General features: G+C 45.5%; 28 protein-coding genes, 1 tRNA gene and 1 pseudogene. 1 reads left to right on the forward strand and 29 read right to left on the reverse strand.

Annotated elements, in window-relative coordinates; translation table 11 throughout:
• Positions 1-111 precede the first annotated feature (111 nt).
• From ACTNA4_RS13385 to ACTNA4_RS13430, 10 genes and pseudogenes are all read right to left on the reverse strand, one after another.
• A pseudogene (locus ACTNA4_RS13385) lies at positions 112-1,050 on the reverse strand (recombinase family protein); the annotation flags it as partial.
• A complete protein-coding gene (locus ACTNA4_RS13390; protein ID WP_002592708.1) occupies positions 1,051-1,248 on the reverse strand; it encodes a hypothetical protein in 198 nt (65 codons plus the stop codon).
• A 241-nt stretch (positions 1,249-1,489) separates the two neighbouring features.
• Complete coding sequence (locus ACTNA4_RS13395; protein ID WP_002584323.1) at positions 1,490-2,827, reverse strand: virulence-associated E family protein; 1,338 nt, start codon at positions 2,825-2,827, stop codon at positions 1,490-1,492.
• Positions 2,796-3,440 (reverse strand): CHC2 zinc finger domain-containing protein, encoded by a 645-nt coding sequence (locus tag ACTNA4_RS13400; protein ID WP_002584324.1) that lies wholly within the window; start codon positions 3,438-3,440, stop codon positions 2,796-2,798. The genes ACTNA4_RS13395 and ACTNA4_RS13400 overlap by 32 nt, the downstream gene beginning before the upstream one ends.
• 65 nt (positions 3,441-3,505) lie before the next feature.
• Positions 3,506-5,086 (reverse strand): MobQ family relaxase, encoded by a 1,581-nt coding sequence (gene mobQ, locus ACTNA4_RS13405; RefSeq protein WP_002584325.1) that lies wholly within the window; start codon positions 5,084-5,086, stop codon positions 3,506-3,508.
• Between the two features lie 196 nt (positions 5,087-5,282).
• Positions 5,283-5,828, reverse strand: a complete 546-nt coding sequence (locus ACTNA4_RS13410; RefSeq protein WP_002584326.1) for an AAA family ATPase — start codon at positions 5,826-5,828, stop codon at positions 5,283-5,285.
• Positions 5,829-6,042: 214 nt separating this feature from the next.
• Positions 6,043-7,503, reverse strand: coding sequence for an Lsa family ABC-F type ribosomal protection protein (locus ACTNA4_RS13415; RefSeq protein ID WP_002584327.1), 1,461 nt, complete (start codon positions 7,501-7,503; stop codon positions 6,043-6,045).
• A 746-nt stretch (positions 7,504-8,249) separates the two neighbouring features.
• On the reverse strand, positions 8,250-8,546 hold the full coding sequence (locus tag ACTNA4_RS13420) for a DUF3847 domain-containing protein (RefSeq protein ID WP_002584328.1): 297 nt from the start codon (positions 8,544-8,546) through the stop codon (positions 8,250-8,252).
• A complete protein-coding gene (locus tag ACTNA4_RS13425) occupies positions 8,539-8,880 on the reverse strand; it encodes a DeoR family transcriptional regulator (protein WP_002584329.1) in 342 nt (113 codons plus the stop codon). Before ACTNA4_RS13425 ends, ACTNA4_RS13420 begins: the two co-directional genes overlap by 8 nt.
• On the reverse strand, positions 8,877-9,065 hold the full coding sequence (locus ACTNA4_RS13430; protein ID WP_002584330.1) for a hypothetical protein: 189 nt from the start codon (positions 9,063-9,065) through the stop codon (positions 8,877-8,879). The genes ACTNA4_RS13425 and ACTNA4_RS13430 overlap by 4 nt, the downstream gene beginning before the upstream one ends.
• 483 nt (positions 9,066-9,548) lie before the next feature.
• On the opposite strand from ACTNA4_RS13430, the gene ACTNA4_RS13435 reads away from it, so the two are divergent.
• Complete coding sequence (locus tag ACTNA4_RS13435; RefSeq protein ID WP_002584331.1) at positions 9,549-10,355, forward strand: helix-turn-helix domain-containing protein; 807 nt, start codon at positions 9,549-9,551, stop codon at positions 10,353-10,355.
• 118 nt (positions 10,356-10,473) lie between these two features.
• On the opposite strand, the gene ACTNA4_RS13440 is transcribed toward ACTNA4_RS13435, so the two are convergent.
• The 19 genes from ACTNA4_RS13440 to ACTNA4_RS13530 form a co-directional block, all read right to left on the reverse strand.
• Complete coding sequence (locus tag ACTNA4_RS13440) at positions 10,474-10,965, reverse strand: nucleotidyltransferase domain-containing protein (RefSeq protein WP_441030552.1); 492 nt, start codon at positions 10,963-10,965, stop codon at positions 10,474-10,476.
• 51 nt (positions 10,966-11,016) lie between these two features.
• Positions 11,017-11,394, reverse strand: a complete 378-nt coding sequence (locus ACTNA4_RS13445; RefSeq protein WP_002584333.1) for a TnpV protein — start codon at positions 11,392-11,394, stop codon at positions 11,017-11,019.
• Positions 11,354-11,626, reverse strand: a complete 273-nt coding sequence (locus ACTNA4_RS13450; RefSeq protein ID WP_002584334.1) for a helix-turn-helix domain-containing protein — start codon at positions 11,624-11,626, stop codon at positions 11,354-11,356. The genes ACTNA4_RS13445 and ACTNA4_RS13450 overlap by 41 nt, the downstream gene beginning before the upstream one ends.
• Before the next feature lie 154 nt (positions 11,627-11,780).
• Positions 11,781-11,939, reverse strand: coding sequence for a Maff2 family mobile element protein (locus tag ACTNA4_RS13455; RefSeq protein ID WP_005929973.1), 159 nt, complete (start codon positions 11,937-11,939; stop codon positions 11,781-11,783).
• An 85-nt stretch (positions 11,940-12,024) separates the two neighbouring features.
• Positions 12,025-12,240, reverse strand: a complete 216-nt coding sequence (locus ACTNA4_RS13460) for a Maff2 family mobile element protein (protein WP_002576404.1) — start codon at positions 12,238-12,240, stop codon at positions 12,025-12,027.
• Between the two features lie 143 nt (positions 12,241-12,383).
• The gene (locus tag ACTNA4_RS13465) at positions 12,384-12,695 is read right to left on the reverse strand and encodes a hypothetical protein (protein ID WP_173876987.1); all 312 of its coding nucleotides are present in this window, start codon (positions 12,693-12,695) and stop codon (positions 12,384-12,386) included.
• Between the two features lie 12 nt (positions 12,696-12,707).
• Positions 12,708-14,459, reverse strand: coding sequence for a VirD4-like conjugal transfer protein, CD1115 family (locus ACTNA4_RS13470; RefSeq protein ID WP_173876986.1), 1,752 nt, complete (start codon positions 14,457-14,459; stop codon positions 12,708-12,710).
• The gene (locus tag ACTNA4_RS13475; protein ID WP_075671618.1) at positions 14,459-14,944 is read right to left on the reverse strand and encodes a PcfB family protein; all 486 of its coding nucleotides are present in this window, start codon (positions 14,942-14,944) and stop codon (positions 14,459-14,461) included. Before ACTNA4_RS13475 ends, ACTNA4_RS13470 begins: the two co-directional genes overlap by 1 nt.
• A 34-nt stretch (positions 14,945-14,978) precedes the next feature.
• Positions 14,979-15,290: a DUF5720 family protein gene (locus tag ACTNA4_RS13480; protein WP_075671620.1), complete on the reverse strand. Its 312-nt coding sequence runs from the start codon at positions 15,288-15,290 to the stop codon at positions 14,979-14,981.
• 9 nt (positions 15,291-15,299) lie between these two features.
• A complete protein-coding gene (locus ACTNA4_RS13485; protein ID WP_173876985.1) occupies positions 15,300-15,941 on the reverse strand; it encodes a DUF3846 domain-containing protein in 642 nt (213 codons plus the stop codon).
• Between the two features lie 54 nt (positions 15,942-15,995).
• Complete coding sequence (locus ACTNA4_RS13490; protein WP_087016723.1) at positions 15,996-16,511, reverse strand: hypothetical protein; 516 nt, start codon at positions 16,509-16,511, stop codon at positions 15,996-15,998.
• An 11-nt stretch (positions 16,512-16,522) separates the two neighbouring features.
• Positions 16,523-17,425 carry a ParB/RepB/Spo0J family partition protein gene (locus ACTNA4_RS13495; protein WP_087016725.1) on the reverse strand — a complete coding sequence of 301 codons (903 nt, stop codon included), beginning with the start codon at positions 17,423-17,425 and terminating at the stop codon, positions 16,523-16,525.
• Entirely contained in the window at positions 17,382-18,209 is an 828-nt protein-coding gene (locus ACTNA4_RS13500) for a ParA family protein (RefSeq protein ID WP_087016727.1), read from the reverse strand. Before ACTNA4_RS13500 ends, ACTNA4_RS13495 begins: the two co-directional genes overlap by 44 nt.
• A gap of 41 nt (positions 18,210-18,250) precedes the next feature.
• Positions 18,251-19,153, reverse strand: a complete 903-nt coding sequence (locus tag ACTNA4_RS13505; RefSeq protein ID WP_173876984.1) for a DUF6017 domain-containing protein — start codon at positions 19,151-19,153, stop codon at positions 18,251-18,253.
• Entirely contained in the window at positions 19,143-19,340 is a 198-nt protein-coding gene (locus ACTNA4_RS13510) for a hypothetical protein (protein ID WP_441030554.1), read from the reverse strand. The genes ACTNA4_RS13505 and ACTNA4_RS13510 overlap by 11 nt, the downstream gene beginning before the upstream one ends.
• A gap of 639 nt (positions 19,341-19,979) precedes the next feature.
• Positions 19,980-20,056 (reverse strand) — tRNA-Arg (locus ACTNA4_RS13515).
• 476 nt (positions 20,057-20,532) lie between these two features.
• On the reverse strand, positions 20,533-21,408 hold the full coding sequence (locus tag ACTNA4_RS13520; protein WP_441030556.1) for a DUF3881 family protein: 876 nt from the start codon (positions 21,406-21,408) through the stop codon (positions 20,533-20,535).
• Between the two features lie 24 nt (positions 21,409-21,432).
• Positions 21,433-22,713: a serine--tRNA ligase gene (gene serS / locus ACTNA4_RS13525; protein ID WP_427819309.1), complete on the reverse strand. Its 1,281-nt coding sequence runs from the start codon at positions 22,711-22,713 to the stop codon at positions 21,433-21,435.
• A gap of 61 nt (positions 22,714-22,774) precedes the next feature.
• Positions 22,775-23,311 carry a DUF4446 family protein gene (locus tag ACTNA4_RS13530; RefSeq protein WP_427807288.1) on the reverse strand — a complete coding sequence of 179 codons (537 nt, stop codon included), beginning with the start codon at positions 23,309-23,311 and terminating at the stop codon, positions 22,775-22,777.
• Between the last annotated feature and the right edge of the window lies 1 nt (position 23,312).

Raw genomic sequence — 23,312 nt, forward strand, 5'->3', positions numbered from 1 at the left:
TGCCGTATTATCGCTGTCAATCTGCCATTAGCTCCCAGACTGCGCGGTCGATTCTTTAAAGGACGGAAAAATAATTTGTCGTTTGCGTCTCCCTCAATTCGCTGTCCAACAGTCAAAGCTCATGCTGTCAATCAGCGGTTCATGCTGTCCCTCCACCACAATCCAGTCCTCCGGCTTCTTTTCCCCAATCGTGCCGATTTTGAAGCGGTAGTCCTTTTTCTGGGAAGCAATCGCCCCGGTGTAGACGGGATTCATCAAAAGGTCTTTGATAACGGAGAAGTCCCACATATACCGCCCGTTTTCTGGGTCTTTCTTTTCCCATTTGGTGCGGGTATTGCGAAGCCCCCGTTCCCGGTTCCACCATGTAGGGCAGGGGATTTTTTCTTTCTCCAGCCGTCTGCGGATATAGTTCGGACCATGACCGTTCAGGGCATATCCGAAAATCAGCCGCACAATCGGGGCGGTTTCCTCGTCAATGAGCAGATGGTTTTTGTCCTCCGGGTCTTTCCGATACCCAAACGGGGCAAGACACCCGGTAAACTGTCCTTTCTGCGCTTTCAGAAGATAAGAGGAATGGACTTTCTTGGAAATATCCTTGCTGTACATCTCGTTCAGGATATTCTTGAACGGGGCAATGTCGTTGTTATCCCGCAGGGTGTCGATGCCGTCATTCATGGCGATATAGCGGACACCGTTTCTTGGGAAAAAGTCCTCAATCAAATGCCCGGTTTGCAGATAATTACGCCCCAGTCGGCTGAGGTCTTTCGTGATGACAAGGTTGATCTGCCTGCGCTCAATGGCTCTCAACATTCTCTGTAGGTCAGGACGCTCCATGTTAAGACCTGTGAAGCCATCGTCCTGATAGACTGCCACAACCTCCCATCCCTGCTTTTCGCAGTATTTTTCCAGCATATCACGCTGGTTTGCGATACTGGCACTTTCGCCTTGCAGGTCATCGTCCTTTGACAGCCTGCAATAGACCGCCGCACGATAACCCCCGGCAAGTGCCGAACCGATTGTTCTGTATTCCATTTCGTTCATCATAGCCATTTACCCACACAATCCAGACGGTATCTGGCTCTTTTGAACCTCATCTTCATTATAGCCTATATCTTTCTTTTTAGCAAGATATTCTTTTGCATTTGTCTTTCCGTATTTCTGGGAAATCAGGCTGACGAACACATCAGTGGCGTCAAGCTCCCCGTCAAATACAGTGGTCACATGAATCTCTGTTTTGTTTTTTGCCATAGGCAGTTATCCTCCATACATGAAAATAGCCAGACAGAGGGTGTCGGCAACGAAGTCCGGCAACGGACTTCAAAAGACCTTGCAAACAATCTCAATCTGGCGATGGTTACTATTTATACTTTTCTTTTATTTTTTTGTTGTTTTGGTTGTTATAAGGGAGAAAAGCCCGGAAATAAGGGGTTTTTCCCGGCAACCGGCTCGGCAACGGGATAACAACAGGGGGTGCAACGGGCTGTCCTTTTCAGAATGGAAGCTCCATCTGTTCTGTGACCTCCACAAAACCGTCCATCGTTTTTTCAGACGGGTTGCCGGAGTCCGTTGCCGGGTTTTCACGCTCCCAGCCCTTTTGTCTGCCATATTCGGAAAACATTCTTGGGTTTGGGAAGTACCGCCAGCTGGAAATGCACTGGTTCATAATCTCGTTGATTTCCCGGATTTCCCATTGCTTCGGCTCGTCAAAAGCATGGTTCAAGGCTTCCTTATAGAGCTGCTTGGAGCAGACCATGCTCCCGGTGTATTTATCAAGATACGCCTGTATCATCCCGGCTTTGGTGTCCTCCGGCATAAAATCCCGCTGGTGTTCTTTGAGATACCGCTGCATGGCGGGGCTGAAAGCCAGCTTGAACCTGCCGCTTTTATAAATCTCCATCGCTTCCGCCCACATCTGCCCGATATAGGCTCTGGAAGCGGCTTCATCCTCCAAAATGTGAACTTCCGCCTGCTCCGGGTACACCATGACCGGGATAAAGCGGCGGTTGCCGGAACGGTCAAGGGGCAGGAAGTCAAGGGCATTGGAAGTGCCGCCAAACACGCACTGACGGGGGCGGTCTGCCGGGTGGGTTTCATAAGGTATCTTGTAGACCTCTTTCTGCCGGCTTAAAAATGACTTGATTTCCTCAATGCTCTTGGCGTTGGCGGTTGCCATCATTTCCGACATTTCAATAATCCAGTGACCTTGCAGCTTGCGGTACACATTGTCATCGTCCAGCTTCCGCAAATCATCGGAGAACCACTCGTCCCGGACTGCCAGCAGCCGGAAGAAGGTGGACTTTCCAGCCCCCTGACCGCCTACCAGACAGAGCATGATTTCAAACTTGCACCCCGGCTGAAAGGCTCGTGAGATTGCACCCAGCAGGAACAGCTTCAACGCTTCATAGGTGTAATCGTCTGCGTCAGCCCCCAGAAAGTGCCGCAGGCAGAAGCGGATTCGCTCTGTCCCGTCCCACACAAGGGTATTGAGATAGTCCCGGATGGGATGGTACTTGTTTTCATTCGCCACAATCCCGATGGCGTTATCAATCTTTTTCTCATTGGTAAGCCCGTAGGTTTCTTCCAGATAAAGAAGCAGATACTTCATGTCCGTATCGTTCAGGGCGGTGCTTTCTCTGTGAAAACCGATGGGCTTTATGATGTCCTTGCGGTCAGTCAGGATGTTGTATGCGATAGCCCCTGAAAGCAGAGGGTCACGTTGGAATACGGTCAGGCAGTTCCGTATGCTCTGACGGACACCGCCTTTCTCGGTGGTTTCCAGCCCCGCCTTGATTTCCTCAACGCTCTGGGGCGGCTGCATGGCGTTCATAGTGTTTTTTAGTTCTTGCTGCGTCTGCGGCTGCAAGTTCTGCCATTCGCTGTTCAAGCTGTATCACATCCTTTCCGTAGTCCGTAATCAAATCCGCTTTTTCCTCTGTTTCCCCGAACAGCAGCACATCCAGCAGATATTCCACTTGGGCTTGCTTCTGTAAGGCTTCCACAAACCGGGGATGAAAGGCTTCCTCCGGGGAGTGCGGGGCGTAGTCCGTTCTCCATGCCATCAGCAGATGGAGATAATCGGCAAGAATACGGAAGCAGCGATTCTTTGCTTCCTGAAACTGTTCCTCCGGGGATTTCTGCCGGGTCTTGGGCTTTTTTACCTTTCCCGGCGGTTTCCAGTCCTCATAGGAAAGCCCGAAGTCCTGTGCCAGCTGTACGGCGGCTTCTTTCTTTCCCAGCCCATACAGGGCGGCGGCAAAATCAATCACATCCCCATCCGCACCGCAGCCGAAGCAATGGTAACGCCGATCCAGCTTCATGCTTGGGGTTTTATCGTTATGGAACGGGCAGCAAGCCATCCCGTTCCGACCTACATGGATTCCATAATACTCCGCAGCCTGTCTTGTTGTGACGGACTGCTTCACAGCTTCGAATACATTCAAATCTATCCCTCCTTGAAAATAAGAAAAGCACCTGACATTCTCTAATTGAAAATGGCAAGTGCCTGTTAAAGTTCCATATCCTGTTGTCTGTGTTTCTCCTGTGCCGGGGCGGTTCTTTGTGCTTTTTTCTCGTCAGTCTTATCCTGCAAGACTTCTTTGATGGGCTGCTTCTTGGGCGGCTCTTTGCTTTCCTCTGTGCCGGGTGTGGCTTTCCGTACCCAGTAGCGGATGTCCCGCAGCTTCTTCAAATCCTCCTGTACCTCGGTCAGTGGTACTTTCAGCTCTGCGATTTCGCTGAGAAGCGTTTCCTGCTCCTGTTGCAACTCATTTTTCGTTTTATCCTTATCGTCCGGGTGCTTGGCAAGGTAGTCAGCGGCTTTCTCATACCGGGCAACCTCCGGGTGTTCCTGTTTGAATTTCCCCTTTATTTTCTTAAAAAATATCTTCTGGTACTTCTCATAGACAGCCTTACATTCCTTGCAGTCTGTCCGGCTGGCAAGAATCCCGTCAATCACTTTGCTCCGGGCTTCCTTTGGCTTCATCTGATTGCGGTAATCTGCGGCTGATTTCCCGGAAGATTCCAGAAACGCTTCTAAGTCCTCCACAGTGGAAAGCCCCTTTTGCCGGAGATAGGACAGGGCTTCGCTGACTGCCTTTAAGTCCTGTGAAGTTCCCCGGTTCTGTCCAGCCCTTGTCCAGTCCTTCCGTTCTTCCTTTCGTATCTCCATATACTTCATCAGCAGATTGGGAAGAAGTGTCGCTTCCTCCGCCGCCTTTTGTGCAAGCAGCTCCTTCCGTTTTTCTCCCAGCTCGGTAATCCAGCCTTTGAGGTTTTGGATAAGCTGCCGGATGGACTTCATCAGGCGGTTGGCGGCTCTGATTTCCCGGTTCAGGTTGCCGATATTCGTCTGGATACCTCGCTTTTCCATCTGCCGGACAGCAGTCCCCTCATGGACAGTGGGGACTATATCAAGCCCCTGTCTGGCATAGGAACGCAAGTCCACACGCTCCGGGCGGTCATTGGCGTCCAGATAGCGGTTCTGGATAACCTCCCATTCATGCCGCCAGATTTCACAATACTTCTGGTCGTTCCAGTCCACCGTATCCTCCTTGTGGCTTTTCCACCTGCCGGACGGCAGCTTTATCCGTTCCCCATTCTCGTCAAGGTCATAAACCTTGCGGCTCTTGGGAAGCCATTTTCCATGTTCATCCATTGCCCGCATGGTCAGCAGGACATGGGCGTGGGGATTGTGTCCCGGCGGATGGGGGTCATGGATGGCAAAATCAGCAATCATGCCTTTGGAAACAAACTGCTGTTCACAAAACTCCCGTACAAGGACAGCGTACTGGTCGGGCGGTATCTCTCTGGGAATGGTAAGCACCCACCGCCTTGCAAGCTGGGAGTTCCATTGCTTTTCCACCGCTTCGGCGGCATTCCATAAAGTATTGCGGTCTGCATATTCCTGTGGAGCATTTGCCGGGAGCAGGATTTCATTGTGGACGATACCACGCTTTTCCGGGTAGTGCTTTACTTGCTGGTCGTATTCACAGAACAGCTTTTCGCCGCTTTGGTAAGCAGCGGCGGCAACCGCAGACTGCCGCTGGCTGCGCTGAACAATCGTGATTTCGTTGTGTGGACAAGGCATTTCGTGTCCCTCCTTTCGCTAATTGGTGGATGGGGTGGCGTTTTACCACCTCATTTTGGGCAGAAAAAAAGCAGGAGACCTTTTTCAGATTTCCTGCTCGGTGTGCCACTGTGTGAGCGGCGGGTATTTAGTTGTAAAAGTTCGGGACAAGTTGACCCGATGTAAAGCTAACAAACTGGAATTGCACCAAAACAATCTAAGACAACAACGCTGCCCTACTTGCGATTTTTTCTTGTACTGCGGAAACAGTTTCTTGAATGGAATAAGTGGTCGTATCTATAACATTCGATTCATATATTCCCAGATTGCAAAATTGCTCCCACATGGTTTCTACCAATTCGATATTTGTCTTTCGGTCTAACTTTGAGCGTTCAACAGCTCGCTTCAAGGTTTCTTCCTTACTTGCCCTTAAAATAATATAATGCACCTCATAATGTTCCCGAACAAGACTTTGCCACGGCTTTAAAAACCACGGTCCGATAATACCGTCAACAATTACATCATATCCACCACGAGCATATCGCTTCGCAGCTTCTAAAAACGCTTCAATGACAATCAAATTTTGCTCATTTGATTCTGGCAAATGCGGTGGTATTGCCCCTTTACTCAAATAATGATAAAAGTCATCTGTGTGCATATGCACAGACTTTTCCAAATCTGATTCTTTTGCAACAGCAGATGCCGTTGTAGTTTTTCCTGTCCCCGGCGCACCTGTGATTACAATAATTCTACCTTGATTCATCTATATTTTACCTCCACAAATTACGATTTTCTTAATTCTACAAACTGGAATTTGAGTCTCTGTAAAGCTGGAATTAACCCATACAATTATTTTAATTTAGAGGTTCTTACGCAATTATCCGTATTTTGTAATTTTTCAATACTGGAATGCCAGTGTAAATCAGCATTCTCCATTTTTATTAAAGCGAAAAACGTAAAATTGCGGAAGAACCAATTTAGATATTCACAATTTTACTTGCCACAGTATCTCGAAAAACACTGTCATGTTCTACCAGGAGCATGGTCGGGGCAAACTCCGTTATGAGTTGTTCAATCTGCATACGTGAGTACACATCAATAAAGTTGAGCGGTTCATCCCATACATACAAGTGTGCCTTTTCACAAAGGCTTTTCGCAATTAGGACTTTCTTCTTTTGCCCGCCAGAAAAGTCTTTAATATCCTTTTCAAACTGTACACGCTCAAAGTCCATTTTCCTAAGAATTGCCTTGAACAAACTTTCATCAAGGTTGTTTTCTTCTGCAAACTCGGAAAGGGTTCCACATAAATACGATGTATCCTGTGGCACATAAGAAATTACAAGCCCAGAGCCAAGTGTTACTGTACCCGTATAATCTATGGACTGCCCGACTACCAACTTTAACAGGCTACTTTTGCCACTGCCGTTCTTTCCATCAAGCACAATGCGTTCTCCCTGTCTTATTTCAAACGAAACGGGTTCACAAACTGAAATGCCATCATAATAAACTACTACATTCGATAATGATGCAAGCAAATCTGTATGGTAATTAAGCGGTTGTATCTTGAGGGCTTCTGCGGTTTCCATATTTTTCAGCAATGCTGATTTTTGTTCGATTGTCTGTTGTTGTCTCGCTTCTATAGATTTTGAACGCTTCATCATTTTGGCGGCTTTATGACCGACATAACCTTTATCTGCTGCCCCAATTTTGGAAGCTTCTACACGTTCAGACCATACTGCAGCGCGTTTTGCCGACTGCTGTAATCGTCTGATGTCCTTTTGCAAACGTTCGTTCTGAGCCAGTTCAAATTCTTGCTGTCGCTCAAAATTTGACATCCATGATGAAAAGTTTCCTCTTTGCACTTCGATATTCGCTCGGTTAATCGATAGAATATAGTCAACACAATCGTCAAGAAAGCGACGATCGTGAGAAACTAAGATGAATCCCTTTTTCTTTTTCAGATATGCCGCCACACTTTTTCTCGCTTTGGCATCCAAATGGTTGGTAGGTTCATCAATCAGTAGGAAATGCCCTTCATTAAGAAAAAGAGCGGCAATCAAAACCTTTGTCTGCTCTCCGTTGGAAAGTGTTTCAAAAGGTCGCCAAAGCACATCGACATCAACATCAAGATAAGAAAGTTCTCGCATAAGTTCCCATTCTTCCGCAAGTGGGCAAATCTCCTGCAATATATCCTCTGTAATACGATTCTTATCTGAAACGGGATAAGGAAAATAATCAAACTGTACGGATGATAGGATTTTTCCACTATACTCATATTTCCCAAGCAGAAGATTCAGAAAGGTTGTTTTACCTCGTCCGTTTCTGCCCACAAAACCAAGCTTCCAATCGGTATCAACCTGGAAACTGACATTTTCAAAAACATTATCATAACTTGTCGGATATGAAAACGTAAGGTTTTCAATTTTAATCATTGACATAAATATTATCCTCCTTTGCATGTCATACGATACAAAGTCGGTTCGGTGAATGTTTACTACGTATAGATTTCACCAAAAGGAACCGACACTATACGGAGTGAATCATGTGTAACTATCTGTTCTGCACTATTCATAAAGCACCTCCAAAACAAAATAAGAGCCACAAGAAAGTTTATCCTTGCAGCTCGTCATAGCATAAAATAACACCACTAAGCAAAAGTGGCAACAGCACTATATTGAGTAAGATAGACATATAACTTTCTTGCAATAGACACAATAATGCCAAAGTATAGCACTACCGCATATTTTGATTTTATTTGCAAGAAAAGTTAATCATCTTCCCACCTCTTTCTAAATTTCAAAATATTATACCATAAATCGCAGGCAAATACAAGTGGTTATAAAAATTTAACAAATCGCTTATAATACAATCATATAACTTTACGCATTCCTTACTGACCGTAAAATTCCGATTTATTGCTGACTTTATTATACTTTATTGCCTATCGAAAAGATAGCATATTTTATGAAACTTGTCGGCTGGGAACAGCTTGCAACGCAAGGTGTCCCCAGATGACAAGTCCACAAAAGGGTAGCTGGCGGTAGCCAGCGCAGGGGAAGCGTAGCGTCCCCTGTATGATTTGGAGCAGACCATGACTGCGAAAAATCACAGCCCTCCGGCAAGGAGCCTTCGGAGAACGCAATGCACCAACCTTTGGGTGGTGTATAATTGCGCCCTTAGTAAACTAAGGGGTTTCCGGCTTCTCACGTTCCAGCAGTTTCTTCAATAGTTCCTGCGTGTCCTGCCTGTGAAAAATGAGTGTCAACAACAGCATGACATCATCATCTGTCAGGCGTTCCGGCTCTTGCAGAAAACTTTCCAGCATACCGCCACGAGTACAGAGCCGGTGTGTCCGTTCTTTTCGGGTAAGCTGCTTTAGCTGGTGCTGCAATGCCTTTTCATCATTGATGGCTTTCCGCAGTTTCTTTTCACTCTTTTCCAACTCTCGGTTGAGCTTTTCCAGCTTTGAGGTATCAGGCAAGGGCAGCGTCCTCCTTTCCCGGTATCAGCACATAAATCCTGTTTGGTTCTCCAACGCCCTGACGCACTCGCATGATCAGTCCGGCGGTTTCCAGTTCATTCAGAGAACGCTTGACCGTCATGGGGCTGCGGGACAGGACTGCGGCAATGGCTGTGACAGGGAAGCAGATAAACAGGATTCCGTTCTCGTCCTCCTGTCCGTTGGATAGCATAGCGTCCAACATCCGGCAGTACATGACCTTTGCGGTGCTGCTGACTGGAAATCCTGTCAACGCTCTGGGAAAGGGCATACAGGGCGGCAACGGTGTGCCTATCGTCATAAATTCAAAATTCATTCGGTGTGTTCCTCCTTTTTCTTTGCTCTTTTGGATAAATAACGGGGGCAGTCAACCACAACCGCCCGGAAGCTCTGCTTGCACCCATGCTTGCATTTCCGGCATAATTCGTTGTAAGTGACACGCCCCCGGTCATTGAGGTAAAAAGAAAGCTCATGCTTCCTCTTTTTGCTCATTCTCGGCATATTGCGTTTCCTCCCGTTTTAGTGTATAGTTTCGGGGCGATTTTCGGCAAAATTACGGTCATAGAGCCGTCTAAAATCTCCAGAAGTATCAGCAATAGGGTAGACTATCCCCCTATCAGATTGTCGTGTTTCGGTATCATTTCGGTATCAGTTCGCCAGTTCTCCCCGGTGTCGTTCCTCCCCTGAATCTCACAGCGGCGTATTGCTCCCTTTGGTACGCTCGTTTCGGTCAGGGTTCCTCCATATCCCTGCCAAAAGTCATGGCGCTACATCGCCGGGGAAGCATATCCCACACAGGCTGGTCATTCGATTGGAATAATCCATCGATGAACTACCTGTATCATAGAACATTTTTGTGCCCTGTGCCGTATGTCCACAAAGTAGGAATTAAGGGTAAAAATCAGAAATTTCCACGATTGCGGAAAGTATGATATAATCCAGTTAAGCGGCAGTAATGAAACCGCCGGAAAGGAGCGTGCGCCCATGAAAGGAGCGACAAGCATACAGGAACGCCTTTGGGAACTCCGCAAGGACAAAGGCTTAAATCTGGAAGAATTATCAGAGCTGACGGGCATTTCCAAATCAGCTCTTGGCAGTTATGAAAAAGAGGATTATAAGGAAATCAATCATGGCAACCTTATCACGCTGGCAGACTTCTATGGGGTTTCCGTTGATTATCTGCTGTGCCGGACAGAGAACCGGGAGCAGATCAACACGCCACTAACAGAGCTGCATTTGAATGATGAGATGGTGGCACTTCTGAAAGGCGGTCGGATTAACAACCGTCTGCTCTGTGAGCTTGCCACTCATAAGGACTTTATCAAGTTTCTTGCGGACATTGAGATTTATGTAGATGGGATTGCCACCATGCAGATTCAAAACCTCAACGCCCTTGTCGATACTGTCCGGCATGAAATCATTGAACGGTATCGCCCCGGCGAAGACGACCCGCATTTGAAAGTGCTGCAAGCCGCCCATATCAGCGATGATGAATATTTCAGCCACATGGTTCTTGATGACCTCAATCTCATTATCCGGGATATTCGGGAAGCCCACAAAAAGGACAGCGAGAGTGCGCCCCAGACCACCGTTGCCGATGAATTGAAAGAAAATTTGGAAGCGGTTGAAAATTTCAAGGGCAGTCGGGATGAAAAGCTGGTTGTCCTTTACTGCAAGCAGCTCGGCATCAACTATAAAAATCTGTCAGACGAAGAATTTCGCTGGCTCATTCGGATTCTACAAAAATCAAAGAAAACAGGAACTCCTATCAGTCAAAGGAAAAAACGGTAAAGAAAAACCGCTGTTGCATGGTTGTGTTTGCTTCCATGTAGCAGCGGTTGGTGCTATACTTATTCAGTTAAAATTTCAAAGCGATAAAGTGGAATTTATCTTAGAAATTACAGCAATGTTATTTTGATAAACTTTCAAGAATTAAAATATCATGCTTATCTTTATCTCTTAATTCATAACCTGAATGGAAAACTCTTTGGCCTTTTAAGGATATACAAGGAATTGTTTTTCCTTCAAAAAAAGCACTACCAAAGTAATCTTTTTCAAACTCATACCAGCCACCCTCTAAATCAGCTTGTTTTGAAGTTCCGTCCTCACTTAAAACGAACGGGTGAATGTCTAAGTAACCAAGTTCATCACTATATAACTCTATTCTAACCGGTTTCCAGTCTGTATCAATTTTATAGCCCAGATTCAAAAGCACATTTAACAATTTTTCCGTATGTTGAGCATCAAAATTTATATCTATATCTCTATGAATTCTTGTTTGTTTACCAGCTAAAATATCTACACCCCATCCGCCATCCAACCAGTATGTAATTCCAGTATTTTCGAATAATTCTATTACTTTCATTAAATCTTCTTTTGTTGTTATTTCTTTTCTACCCATACAAAGTCTCCTTTACAACTTCTAATTTGTAATAATCATTCTACCATACCGTTATGAATAAATCATCTCATGTAAAACAATTTCTTCTGCCCGGTTGTGAATGTTATTGCAACGCTGCACCCATTCCATTTGACGGGTACGCTTCAATTCCTCGGTCACGCCCTCGGCAGCTTTCATCTGCTCCATGATGGTGTCTAACCGTTTCTGTGCCTGTTCGTTCAGGTCTGCAAGATATGTCCACAATTCCCCGGTCAGGGTCAATGTGTGTAATCTGGCTGGGCAGACTTCTCTTAAATATTCCCGGTGCATCCGTCCGTACTTTCCGATGGGGCGGTGTTCCTCCGGCAACTTCAAGTCCGGGATGTAGTAATCTCCAACAAGGATATAATCAATTCCGTTTTCTTTTATTCTTGGTTTCAATTCGCTCATGTTCCTTACCTCCTGTGGAAGCAGGCTCGTCTGGTACTAACTCAATCACATCGGTAATCTCACAATTCAGCGTTTCGCAGATACGGGCTAATGTATCCATGCTGATGTGCTTTCCCTCTTTGCTCATGTTGGCAATCATATTTGTTGTCATACCAGCGGCAAGCCTTAAATCCTCTTTTCTCATATCACGCTCTAACAGTGTGTGCCAGAGTGGTTTATAGCTGATGTGCATATTGTTTTCCTGCCTTTCTATCCATACCACCGGAGCGGCTGCCCCGGCAGGAACTTTTCTCTTATTATAGCACCAATCTTGTGAAATCACAATTTATTCTTGTAGCCTGCCGCTGATACCGTCTGGATTGGCTTTTCCTTTCTTTTTGTTCCCTTTAATTAGCCATGAACTGCTTCATGCCCTGGGACTTTGCGCCGGGGTTGTCGTTGCCGTAGCCTTCCAGAAGGTTGATGGCTCCCCAGATGCCGAGACCTGCACCGAGGGCGATAACGAGGGTCTGAAGAACGGTTACTGCGCTGTTGAAAAATGCCATATACGTTTCCTCCTTGATAGAAAATAGGGTTGGGAGCTTCTATCCCAACCCGTGATTGATTGGTTCGTAAGTTTCCAGCGGCTGATTAGCCAAAGAGACCGGAGAGCAGAGGTACAAGGGTAGTACCGATGAGAGCGACACCGCCGCCTGCCATGAGCTGCTTCATGCCCTGGGACTTTGCACCGGGGTTGTCGTTACCGTAGCCTTCAAGCAGGTTGATTGCACCCCAGATGCCGAGACCTGCGCCGAGAGCGATAACAAGGGTCTGAAGAACGGTTACTGCGCTGTTGAAAAATGCCATATACTCTTCCTCCTGATATTTGAATTGGATTTTGAAATGAAAAAAGCCCTCCACGATACCGGAGAACCGGTCGGAGGGCAGAAACAACGAGACTATTCAACTGCAATCATATCTATCACCACCACCTTTCAAGGGAAATAGGGTCAATCATCTTTGCCGGTGCGATTCACCAGACCATCCCTTGCTTTTGCAATCTTCTGGATGCGGCTTGTCAGCTGAGCAATCGTTGTATTGATTTCATGCTGATTGTCCGCATAGAAGTAGCCATCATAATCGCTGCAAATGGGTTCCCCTTTGCTCCGCAGGGAATTGACGATTCTTCTGATTTCTGACCCTTTTACATGAAAAACGGCTTCAAGCGTTTTACTTGAAACCGGATTGTTGGAACCTCTGTAATACTTGGACAGGTATTCACAGAATGTTTCCTCAATATTGAATTGGGGAGTTTTTTCCATTAAGACCCTCCTTTAATCGGCATCGACTACTACAAATTCGTCACCTGCCTTTAATTTCAATCTACGACTCAGAAACTGTTCGATGTTGAACTCATTCTTTTTGTCGAAGTCTGATGTGTACTTATAGTTCGGATGCTGTGTCAGATCGTACTTGTCAGACAGAAACGGTCTCACACCACGCAGCTGCAAGATGCACTTACCACCATCCAGAACTGCCAGCTCATCCACAGTAGCAAGGTCTTTTCCCAGCTTCTGATAATTCATGCCGTAGGACGGGCTGTTACCTCTGGTGTTTGATGTGTTGTAGGTGTCGATGGTCTCTTTCCCAAGTGCCTGATTCAGTTCTTTCAACGTGGTCGGTTCAGAACCGCCGAGGAAAATACGGGAATCCATGTTGCCAATGATGGTGTCTGAGTTGTCCTTATAAATGGCTTTCAGCTGAGACTGTGCCTGAAGGACAAGGCAGGCAGAGATTTCACGGCTTCGGATGGTCGCAACCAACTTTTCCAGATTGGGAATCTGACCGATATTTGCCGCTTCATCAATCAGACAGCGCACATGAACCGGCAGTCTGCCGCCGTACACATCATCTGCTTTCTCACAAAGCAGATTGAACAGCTGGGTATAAATCATGGAGATCAGGAAATTAAAAGTCGCATCCGTGTCCGACATAATCAGGAACAGTGCCGTTTTCTTGTCTCCGAGGGTATCTAACTGCAATTCGTCATAGGCTGTAATGTCCCGGACTTCCTGAATATCGAAGGGAGCAAGTCTCGCACCACAGCTAATCAAGATACTCTTAGCTGTCTTGCCGGCAGCCAGCTTGTACTTCTTATATTGGCGAACTGCAAAATGATTTGGCTTTTTCTTTTCCAGAGCTTCAAACATCAGATCAACCGGATTCTGGAACTCCTCATCGTCCTCACGCACCTCCATTGCGTTTAAGAACTCAATCAGAGTGGAGAAGTTCTGTTCCTCTACCGGTGCTTCATAGTGGATATAGCCAATCAGGGCACAGTACAGAAGGGTTTCTGCTTTCGTCCAGAACTCGTCACCGGCTTTCCCGTCGCCTTTGGTATTGGCAATCAATGTCGTCACCAGCTTCAGAATGTCTTTTTCTGAATGGATATAGGCGAACGGATTGTAGTGCATCGACTTCTTAAAGTTGATGGTGTTGAAAATCTTAATGTTATAGCCATGCTTCAACAAAGCATGGCCGCACTCGATGACAATGCTGCCTTTCGGGTCTGTGACAACATAGCTGGAGTGCATCTGGAGCAGATTCGGTTTCAGCCAGAACCTTGTTTTTCCTGAACCTGAACCTCCGATAATCAAAACATTTTTGTTTCTGGCATTGGCAGGATTCTTCGGTCGGTTGGACATCATCAGCCGTTCCGTTCTTGTCAGAATAATGTTGTCCTCAAACTTTGGAGCAGTAAATGGCTCAATGTCTTTGGCTGTACCCCAACGGGCAGAACCATACTCCACATTGTGCCGGTACTTCTTGGCGTTTTTGCTTTTCAGATAAACCGCAAGCCGAAGCCCTGCGCCACAGGCAATTCCCACCAGCAAATCCAGCGGATGAAAGCTGGGGAGTGGATTGCCCAGGGCAACCGGAAGGGCATAAAAAAAGCTGAGGATTTTTGCAGAAGAATCTGCACCCTCAGCCAACCGCCATGCTTCTCCAAAATTCGTTGCAAACAATCCCACCAGAATATACGGGATGTTCAGAATCAGGAGCTTTTTCAAATTGATTTTGCTCATCACAAATCACGCTCCTGTTTCTTTTCCCGAACCTTCCTGGGGATAGCTGCTACCATCTCTTTGAACTTCTTCAGCTGTGCCAGAACGCTCGGTTTCTTATCCTTCGTCAATGACCTTGCCTGATGTTCCTTGCAGATAGCATCCAGGGCATCTGCATCCTTGGAACGGACAAAGACAAGATAACGGGGAGGATCAACGGACTTATCTTTTCTTACGGCAAAGTCCACACCGTATTTCTTGGCGAGCCTTTCAAAATCCCGGATGCCATCCTTATCAATTTCCACATTGGTGGCACCCTGATTCTGTCCCAGCAGCTGTTTCACGGATTGCTTTCCGTGAACCGCCGTATCTCTGGTTCCTTTTCTCGCCTTGACCTTTTCCCGGTGCTGCAAATATTTGCGAATACCGGCAATGATACTTCGAGCAGTCAGCCTTGTCGTGCTGATTGCCAGATTTATCGTCCTGTTTTCAACTTCTTCCTGCATGAATCATCACCTCCTGCAAGCAGTAGAATGAGGGTCATCGTGCCATATCTCTGCGGTCGTAATACAGATTTCCTCTGGCAACATTGGCATGACTGATAATCTTGATGTTCCCGACTTTCTGGTTGTCCAGAGCTTTCTGATACCCGGCTTCACTCAGATACAGACGGTTTCTTTCACCTTTCCAGCCAACAGGAGATTCATTGGTCAGCACATCAAAGATAATCATGTGCTTTGTGGCTTCATCGAATCTTGCCAGGTCCATATAGGTGTGTCCCTGATACTCCTTGGCTCCTGCCTGTATCCTGCGGCGTTCCATCAGCTCTGCAATCGTTGAGCTTCTTTCCATGATGCCTCCTTACAGCGCATCTCGATCAGGGCTGCTCTTGCGTGGGGTGGGGTCAGCCTTGATAGGCGCATCTTCTTTTTTGACCATATCATCGGGCAACGGCAAAGCCATGATACTGCGCCCCATGCGGACGAAGGTTTCAGGCTGATGGAAGTGTTCCTCAAACTGCTTCATCAGCTCCGGGGAAAGGGAAGAAAAATCCTCCTCGCCCAAACCGACAACCAGAAAGTCACCGGCGATGATGTCGTAGATCTCGCCGTCTCCGTCCCGCAGCGCACGATTCAGGTCTTTCCCCATGATTTTTCCCTCATCGTGCATCACCAATGCGACAGGCTCATTAAAAGGGTAAACAGCTTCAATGTCGCCACCGACAGCTTTCTGCAAATCCTCCAAATCGCAGCCGATCTGAACCTGCTGGGGATACATGTGGGGCTTTACCAGAAGAACCGTCATTGTCTCAGCCTGTTCCTGCTGAATTTCACGTTCCTCCGTAGTGCCAAACTCGACGCCGGTAAAGTTCTCGGAGTCCAGAATGTACTCGGAATTGTAGTAGGCTGATCTGACCTGTTCTTCTGCATCAGCACGGGACTTGGCTTCCACCGTTACCGTCTTTTCCAGTGTCTCGGTGATCTTTACATCGTATTCCTTCAAACTTCGATACCTCCATTTCCTCAGATATAAGAAAAGCGGCTATCCATGAACCTGTTACAGTTCATAAATAGTCGCTTCATGTTCCCACTGGGGGACACACATAGATTCCAGTTCCTCGATCAGTTCCTCCGGGGAAAAGAACAAATCCTCCGCACTTTTCAAAATCTTTTTGAAAGCCCGGTACTCCGTCACATAGCCGGTATCATCAGACCCGATCAGCATTGACACACAGCGGACAATGGCAAAATTCATATCTTCCATAAGCCACAGTTCGGTTTCATAGGTGGTTTTGATTTCATCTAAAACCGCCTGTTCCACATCGGAAATAATGAGGCAGGCACGCTGGTCAAACAGTTCCATGCCACGGTAATTGAAGCATTTCTCATAGCCACCGGCTACGGAATACTGATATACCGTCTGTGCCGCACCTCTCAATGCGGTGCAAACCTCCGGCAGACACAAACCACCGGCATAGCCGATCTCATCTTCATCATACCCCTCATAATCTTCGGGAGAAAACAGCTCAAACAGCCAGTCGATTGCTTTGCTCATTTCTCTTTCGTTAAACATCGGGATTCACCTTACCTTTCCATAGATTTCTCTCGTTTCTTCTGCCACTGTTCCAGCAGCTGAATGATTTTATCCTCCATCTGCTTGCTGGTATAGGACTTCGGAAAGTATTTCCGCAAGGAGTCCGTTTTGAATGTCACCCTGTCCAGCTCGCCCTTTTTGACCTCATTCATAATCTCGCACATAGCGTCCAGCGTACACTCGCCCTCCTGTGCCAGTTTTTTGATTCTCTGTGCCTGTGAAAGAGAAGGCGCAGCCTGGGCAAAGTCCATAGCAGAAAGAAAATCCTGCTGTTCTTCTCTTGCGAGATAGGAAAGCTCCACGGCAGGATTGAATTTAATCTGACCGTTATCCACCATATCCAGAATTTCAGGAATAAGCTCTGTCAGACGGATATACCGCTGAATCTGTCTGCCGCTATCCGAATCAGACAGTGCATCTCTTGACTTGTGGCCAACTTGTCCACAAGTTTGCCCTTGATGCTTTATTGCATCTAATTTCATTCGGTAGGCAAATGCACGTTCACTCGGTAAAAGGGTTTCTCTCTGCAAGTTGGAATCAACCATCAAGATGATGGCTGCATCATCGTCCATATCACGGACAATAGCAGGCATGGTTTCTTTCCCGGCAAGCTCAGATGCACGATGTCTCCTGTGACCGGAAATGATCTCATAACCACCATCAGGGTCAGGACGAACAATAGCAGGTGTAAGAACCCCAAATTCTCGAACACTCTCCGCTGTTTTCAACATTTCCTCATCATCTACCACCCGGAAGGGATGTCCTTCAAAGGGGTGTAAATCGGAAAGCGGGATTTCCTGCACTCGTTCCTGCTGGGCTTCAGCTCGTGACTGGTCGGTAGAGAAAATATCATCGTACCCCTTCAAGCTGATGTTTGCGCCTTTTTTCTGCATTTTTTAACACCTCCTTTGTCAGAACCCGGTAGGCATCAGCGACTTTGCCTTTGGGATCGTGCTTAAAGATACTGGCTCCTTCGGCACTGATTTCCTCTGCACGAACAGAACGTGGAATGTCTGTCTTGTAGACTTTCAGCTTTCCTCCATAACTTTCCCGGATCAGATTGCTGATGTCCTTGGAATAATTGGTTCTGCTGTCCACCATCGTCAGAAGAATACCCTCGATTTTCAATTTTGGGTTGATTTGTCGTCTGACCTTGTTGATGGTTTCCAGCAGCTGTTCCAAGCCCTTTGCAGGAAGATATGCCGCCTGAACAGGGATCAGCACATTGTCGGCAGCTGCCAACGCATTGACTGTCAGCATACCCAAAGAGGGCATACAGTCCAGAAGAATGTAGTCATAATTCTGCTTGACCGTATCCAGGTACTGACGGAGAATGGTCTCCCGGCTCATGGCATTGACCAGGGAAACCTCTAAGCCTGACAGTTCAATATTGGCAGGCATCAAGTCCACACCTTCCGGGTGATGAAGAATGCCTTCGCCGGGGACAATCGGCTTTTCCATCATAATCTTTCCCATCATGTCGGAAAGGGTGGGAGATAAGGTATCCGGGTACGGATTTCCCAGACTGACTGTTAAAGAAGCCTGTGGATCTGTGTCTACCAACAAAACCTTTTTGCCCTCCATTGCCAGTCCCACACCCAAATTTTCCGTGGTTGTGGTCTTGCCTGTGCCGCCTTTCTGGTTGACTACGGCAATGACGGTTGCTTTTTTCGACAAATATCTTCACCTCGCTTTCTATTCTGTGTATACTGCATTGATTACCACCTCCCTCCAAGTTTCCCCGAGGCCATATCATGCCTGACCTTTGCGTCATAGTGGGCGCTTATGGTGTAGGGGGCGTTGTATATCGAAGCAAGTAGATACTGCTTGATATTGCGAACATCGGTTGTGTTCTCTTTGAAAGAACTCAATACAAATCTGATATGTTCAGAATCCAGCTTCATAAAACTGCTTTTGACAATTTCAATGGGCTTATCATCACTGGCAATCCGGATTTGCTTGCGGTTACTGCACATGACCTCAACAATCAGATGCAGTATCAGATCGAGTATCTCATGGTCATACGGATAATCCTGTTTCAGATAGTCCATGGAAAGCTGTTCATAAAAATACTGATAATATCGGGTAAATTCGTCAGTCCCATCGGCTTCCTTTCCACAAAAACCGGAAGGAAAGAAAGGATCAGTATCACTCAAATCAATATATTTAGTATCAGTATTATTACCTTGTGCTTTTGACAGTTCCTGAATTGTGTTTTTGACAACTCCAGAATTGTCCTTTTGACAATTCAAGAATTGTCTTTCCACAGAACCGGAAATGAAGTCCTTTACATAGATCAGGTTCGGTTTCCCCAGTCCCTGTCGCTTGCGTTCTATCAAACCGCATTTCTTTTCCAGCTCATCCAGCAGCTTCACCGCTTTCTTTTCGGCACAGCCTAACGCTCCTTTGATTTCTTCAATCGTGAAGATGATATAGACACGGCCTTCCTCGTCCAGCCAATTGTTCCGGGCTGAGAGGTTCATGCGGTCAAGCAGAATACCGTAAAGCAGCTTGGCATCGGTTGATACATTCCAAAAACACTCCTCGGTGAACAACACCTTTGGAACACGGTAGAATGTGAACATCTCCGCTTGCTGACCATAGAAATAATCATACGTCACTCATCCTCACCACCTCTTTCTGCGGGAAATACTCTTTTTTCAGAGGGGTTCTGCGGAAAGTCGTATCCTTCAGCTTGTACGGACATCGGACAAAAAAGCAGAAGCGGTACTTCCATCGGGGTTGATAATACTCGCAGTCTTTGCAGCATTTTGGCTTGTCACGGCGATTGCGTTCATACTCATACATATCAACGCACCCCCACTTCCTTCATAATCTTCCTGGTACACCAGCCGATGCAGGGATGATCCCGCCCATAAGGACAACCTTCACATTCCGACTTCGGCTTTGGGGGTACGGAGATTAAGTAGTAACAATTTTCTTCGCTCAGACAGCAGCCCGTTTTATTGTTTTTCCAGAAATGGCAGTAACAGCAGTCGTTTGGCTTGTCTGGGGAATAGAAGATCTTACTCAAAAATCAAACCTCCAATCTTTCAGATTTACCCATGAATTTTGGGCATAAAAAAAGAGCGTCTATCCATCCCCGATACAGGGGCAAATAGACGCTCTATGTACATGGTAATATTCAATTTTATTTCTTATAACGGCTTAGCACTCGGAACATCCGCCTTTTGTATTAGCAAGGTTTTTAGCACGATTTTTCGCCTAATTAGCTGGAAGGGCCTTTTCATTAGCAAAAACGGCCCTTTTTCTGCTAATGATTAGCAGAAATTTTTGTCTTATCACAGCAGTTCGATTTTTTAGGGCTTGTCAAAAATCAGAATTTGAAGTAAAATTTGAAAACATTATTTCGTATCAGCAATCACACTGGAATTTGTTAAAAAAAGCCGAAAACCCTTGAAAACAAAGGCTTTCGGCGTTGTTAGCTGGCGTCCCAAAGAGGACTTGAACCTCCGACCCCACGCTTAGGAGGCGTGTGCTCTATCCAACTGAGCTATTGGGACGTATTTAATTTTTTTGTCAGCCTCCGTAATTATCGGACTCAGCTCCCAACTTAGGTTTTTCCAAGGTGAGCGTTGTAACGTAACCTTAGGAGGCACTTGTTATATCCATTTAACTAAGAGAACCCACTATTTAATTTCCACCATTCCCCAACCGAATTCACACATCTTATTCCATCATCAATTCAGCTGAACACATATAATGATACCTTTCAAATTCCATTTTGTCAACCTAGAAATTACTCCTCTCTCCCGTCAATCACTCCTAACATTCTTCATTTTCACAGACTGAACTGTCATCTTCCACATCAGCCCAGCCTGCTTTATTTTTAAAATTAATGAACTGTTCAGAGCCAACCTCGAAAACACTTCGTATTTTCTCAATGTGGCGTATCCGCCAAATAGATTTGTACAAAAAAGTGTTCACGAATGCAAGCATTCATCGCCCTTTTTTGACAAATCTGCTTGGCTCTGAACAGTTACAAATTAATCTTCCCCTGAAGCCATATATCTGCCTTAATTCTTCGCCCGATCGCCGGTTCACCGAGCACCGATTTTACCGGTACGCAGATATCGAATCGAAGCTCATTGACATCGACCGTAAATACATAGATTTCTTCTTTTGTCAGTTTATTTTCTACCGTATCAATATCCAGAATTTCTCCCAGGATCGAATACTGGTCACATTCTACACCGCATGGCATAAAATATGTATCTACAATACTGTATATATCTTCTGTCTGAACTCTTCTGGAAACTTGCGAATACAGATCCATATCTTCCATGGTCAGACTTTCGATTGCTTTGGAATCTCCTTCTCTTGCTGCGCTAAGAAGCATCATTCTGTTTCGGGACTCTTCGCGGATTTCCTGTTCCTGTTCTTTGCTTTTCATAACAGGAAACAGGATCGTTCCGGAAACTGCGAGTCCGGAGAGTGTGACGGATGTGGAATTTTTCGGAATTCTTCCTGCCATCAGTTCTTTCCGGTACTCGATTCCGTTTTGAAGATGGAAAATCAGGCTGACCCCGACTTTCACATCTTCGCATATTCCGATATATGCTTCTTTGTCGCTTCTTTTTTCTACAATTATATCTGCGTAGGAGGTAATTCCGCTTCCTTCAAAATACGGCAGGTAATACTCACGTGTATAAGTCTCATATTCATCAATCTGTCCGTATGAATAGATTCCTATACCCATTCCGTATTCTTTACGAAGTTCACCAAAATCAAGTTCTTCTTCCAATGAAATTCTTTGATAATCGGTAAACTCTTCTTCGGACTGGATTAATATACGATTCCATTCTTTTTCGGAAGTTACGTTTTGAAATCCAATTGCTTTTAAATATTTATGCACAATTTACCTCATTCATTGTATTGATTATCTGATTTCTGTCTTTCCACCCATGTATGGACGAAGTACTTCCGGAATTCTGACAGAACCATCAGCCTGAAGATTATTTTCAAGGAAGGCAATCAGCATTCTCGGAGGAGCTACTACGGTATTGTTCAGTGTATGAGCGAAATATTTGCTTCCGTCATTTCCTTTTACGCGGATGCCGAGACGTCTTGCCTGCGCATCTCCAAGGTTTGAACAGCTTCCTACTTCAAAATATTTCTTCTGTCTTGGTGACCATGCTTCTACGTCACAGGATTTTACTTTCAGGTCTGCAAGGTCTCCGGAGCAGCATTCCAGTGTACGTACCGGAATATCCAGAGAACGGAACAGATCTACTGTATTCTGCCACAGTTTATCATACCAGATTTTACTGTCTTCCGGCTTACATACGACGATCATTTCCTGTTTTTCAAACTGATGTATTCTGTATACACCACGTTCTTCGATTCCGTGTGCACCTTTTTCTTTACGGAAACACGGTGAATAAGAAGTAAGTGTCTGTGGAAGTTTATCCTCTTCAAGCATTGTGTCGATAAATTTACCGATCATGGAGTGTTCACTGGTTCCGATCAGGTATAAATCTTCTCCTTCGATCTTATACATCATGGAATCCATCTCAGCAAAGCTCATAACACCTGTTACTACGTTGCTGCGGATCATAAATGGCGGTACGCAGTAAGTAAATCCGCGGTCGATCATGAAATCGCGTGCGTAAGAAATCACTGCAGAGTGAAGTCTTGCAATATCTCCCATCAGATAGTAGAATCCGTTTCCTGCTACTTTTCCTGCACTTTCAAGATCGATACCGTTGAATTTTTCCATAATTTCTGTGTGATACGGAATCTCAAAATCCGGAACAACCGGTTCACCGAATTTTTCGATTTCTACGTTTTCGCTGTCATCTTTTCCGATCGGTACGGACGGATCAATGATATTCGGAATAATCATCATGTCCTGTTTGATTTTTGCTTCTACTTCTTTTTCTTCCTGAGACAGTGATTCTACACGTTCTGCGTTTGCTTGTACCTGTTTTTTCAGTTCTTCTGCTTCTTCTTTTTTGCCCTGAGCCATGCATGCACCGATCTGTTTTGAGATTTTATTTCTTTCAGCGCGAAGTGCTTCTACTTCCTGCTTGATTTCACGGTTTTTCTTATCAAGTTCAATTACTTCATCAACTAACGGAAGTTTTTCATCCTGAAATTTCTTTCGAATATTTTCTTTTACTACTTCCGGGTTCATTCTTACAAATTTGATGTCTAACATAATGTTTCTCCTTCTCTCTTAAAGTTTCCTTTTTTCTGTAAAATAAACATCTTTTTCTTTTTTATTTCATCACAGACTGCACATCCGGATCATATACTTCCTGATAAATAGCCTGTTCTAAGGATTCAGCTTCTTCCTCTGCAAGTTCAATGTAACTTTCGCCGCGGACAATTTCTTTTATATAAGTGTAGCATCCTTCTCTGCTGTGCATTGCATTGATGACCCAGCCACTGTTATTTCCATCGAGAAGAGTCAATGCAAAGCTGAGTTTTCCTCCCATTTCATTGAAAGCATCATATTTTACAATGCCTACTTTCTGGTAATTGTTCTGCATTTCACGGAATAATTCTTTGATATCTGTCCGGTTCTTTTTTGCAATTTCTGTGATTTCATCCAGTTCATCGAATTTTTCAAGGATACTCTGTTCCAGATTTTTTCCGTCGCGTCCTCGCATAAATGAGGAATAACTGCTTTTCAGACGTTTATATTTCATATTTACATTGACAACCATAAAAAATAGAATCACAATCAATACGAGTAGAAAAATAAATATAAACGCCGGATCAATACCTATGGCAGCTAAAATCTTACTTTCCATT

It is taken from the genome of Bariatricus sp. HCP28S3_A7 (assembly GCF_052066375.1).
Classification (GTDB): domain Bacteria; phylum Bacillota; class Clostridia; order Lachnospirales; family Lachnospiraceae; genus Allocoprococcus.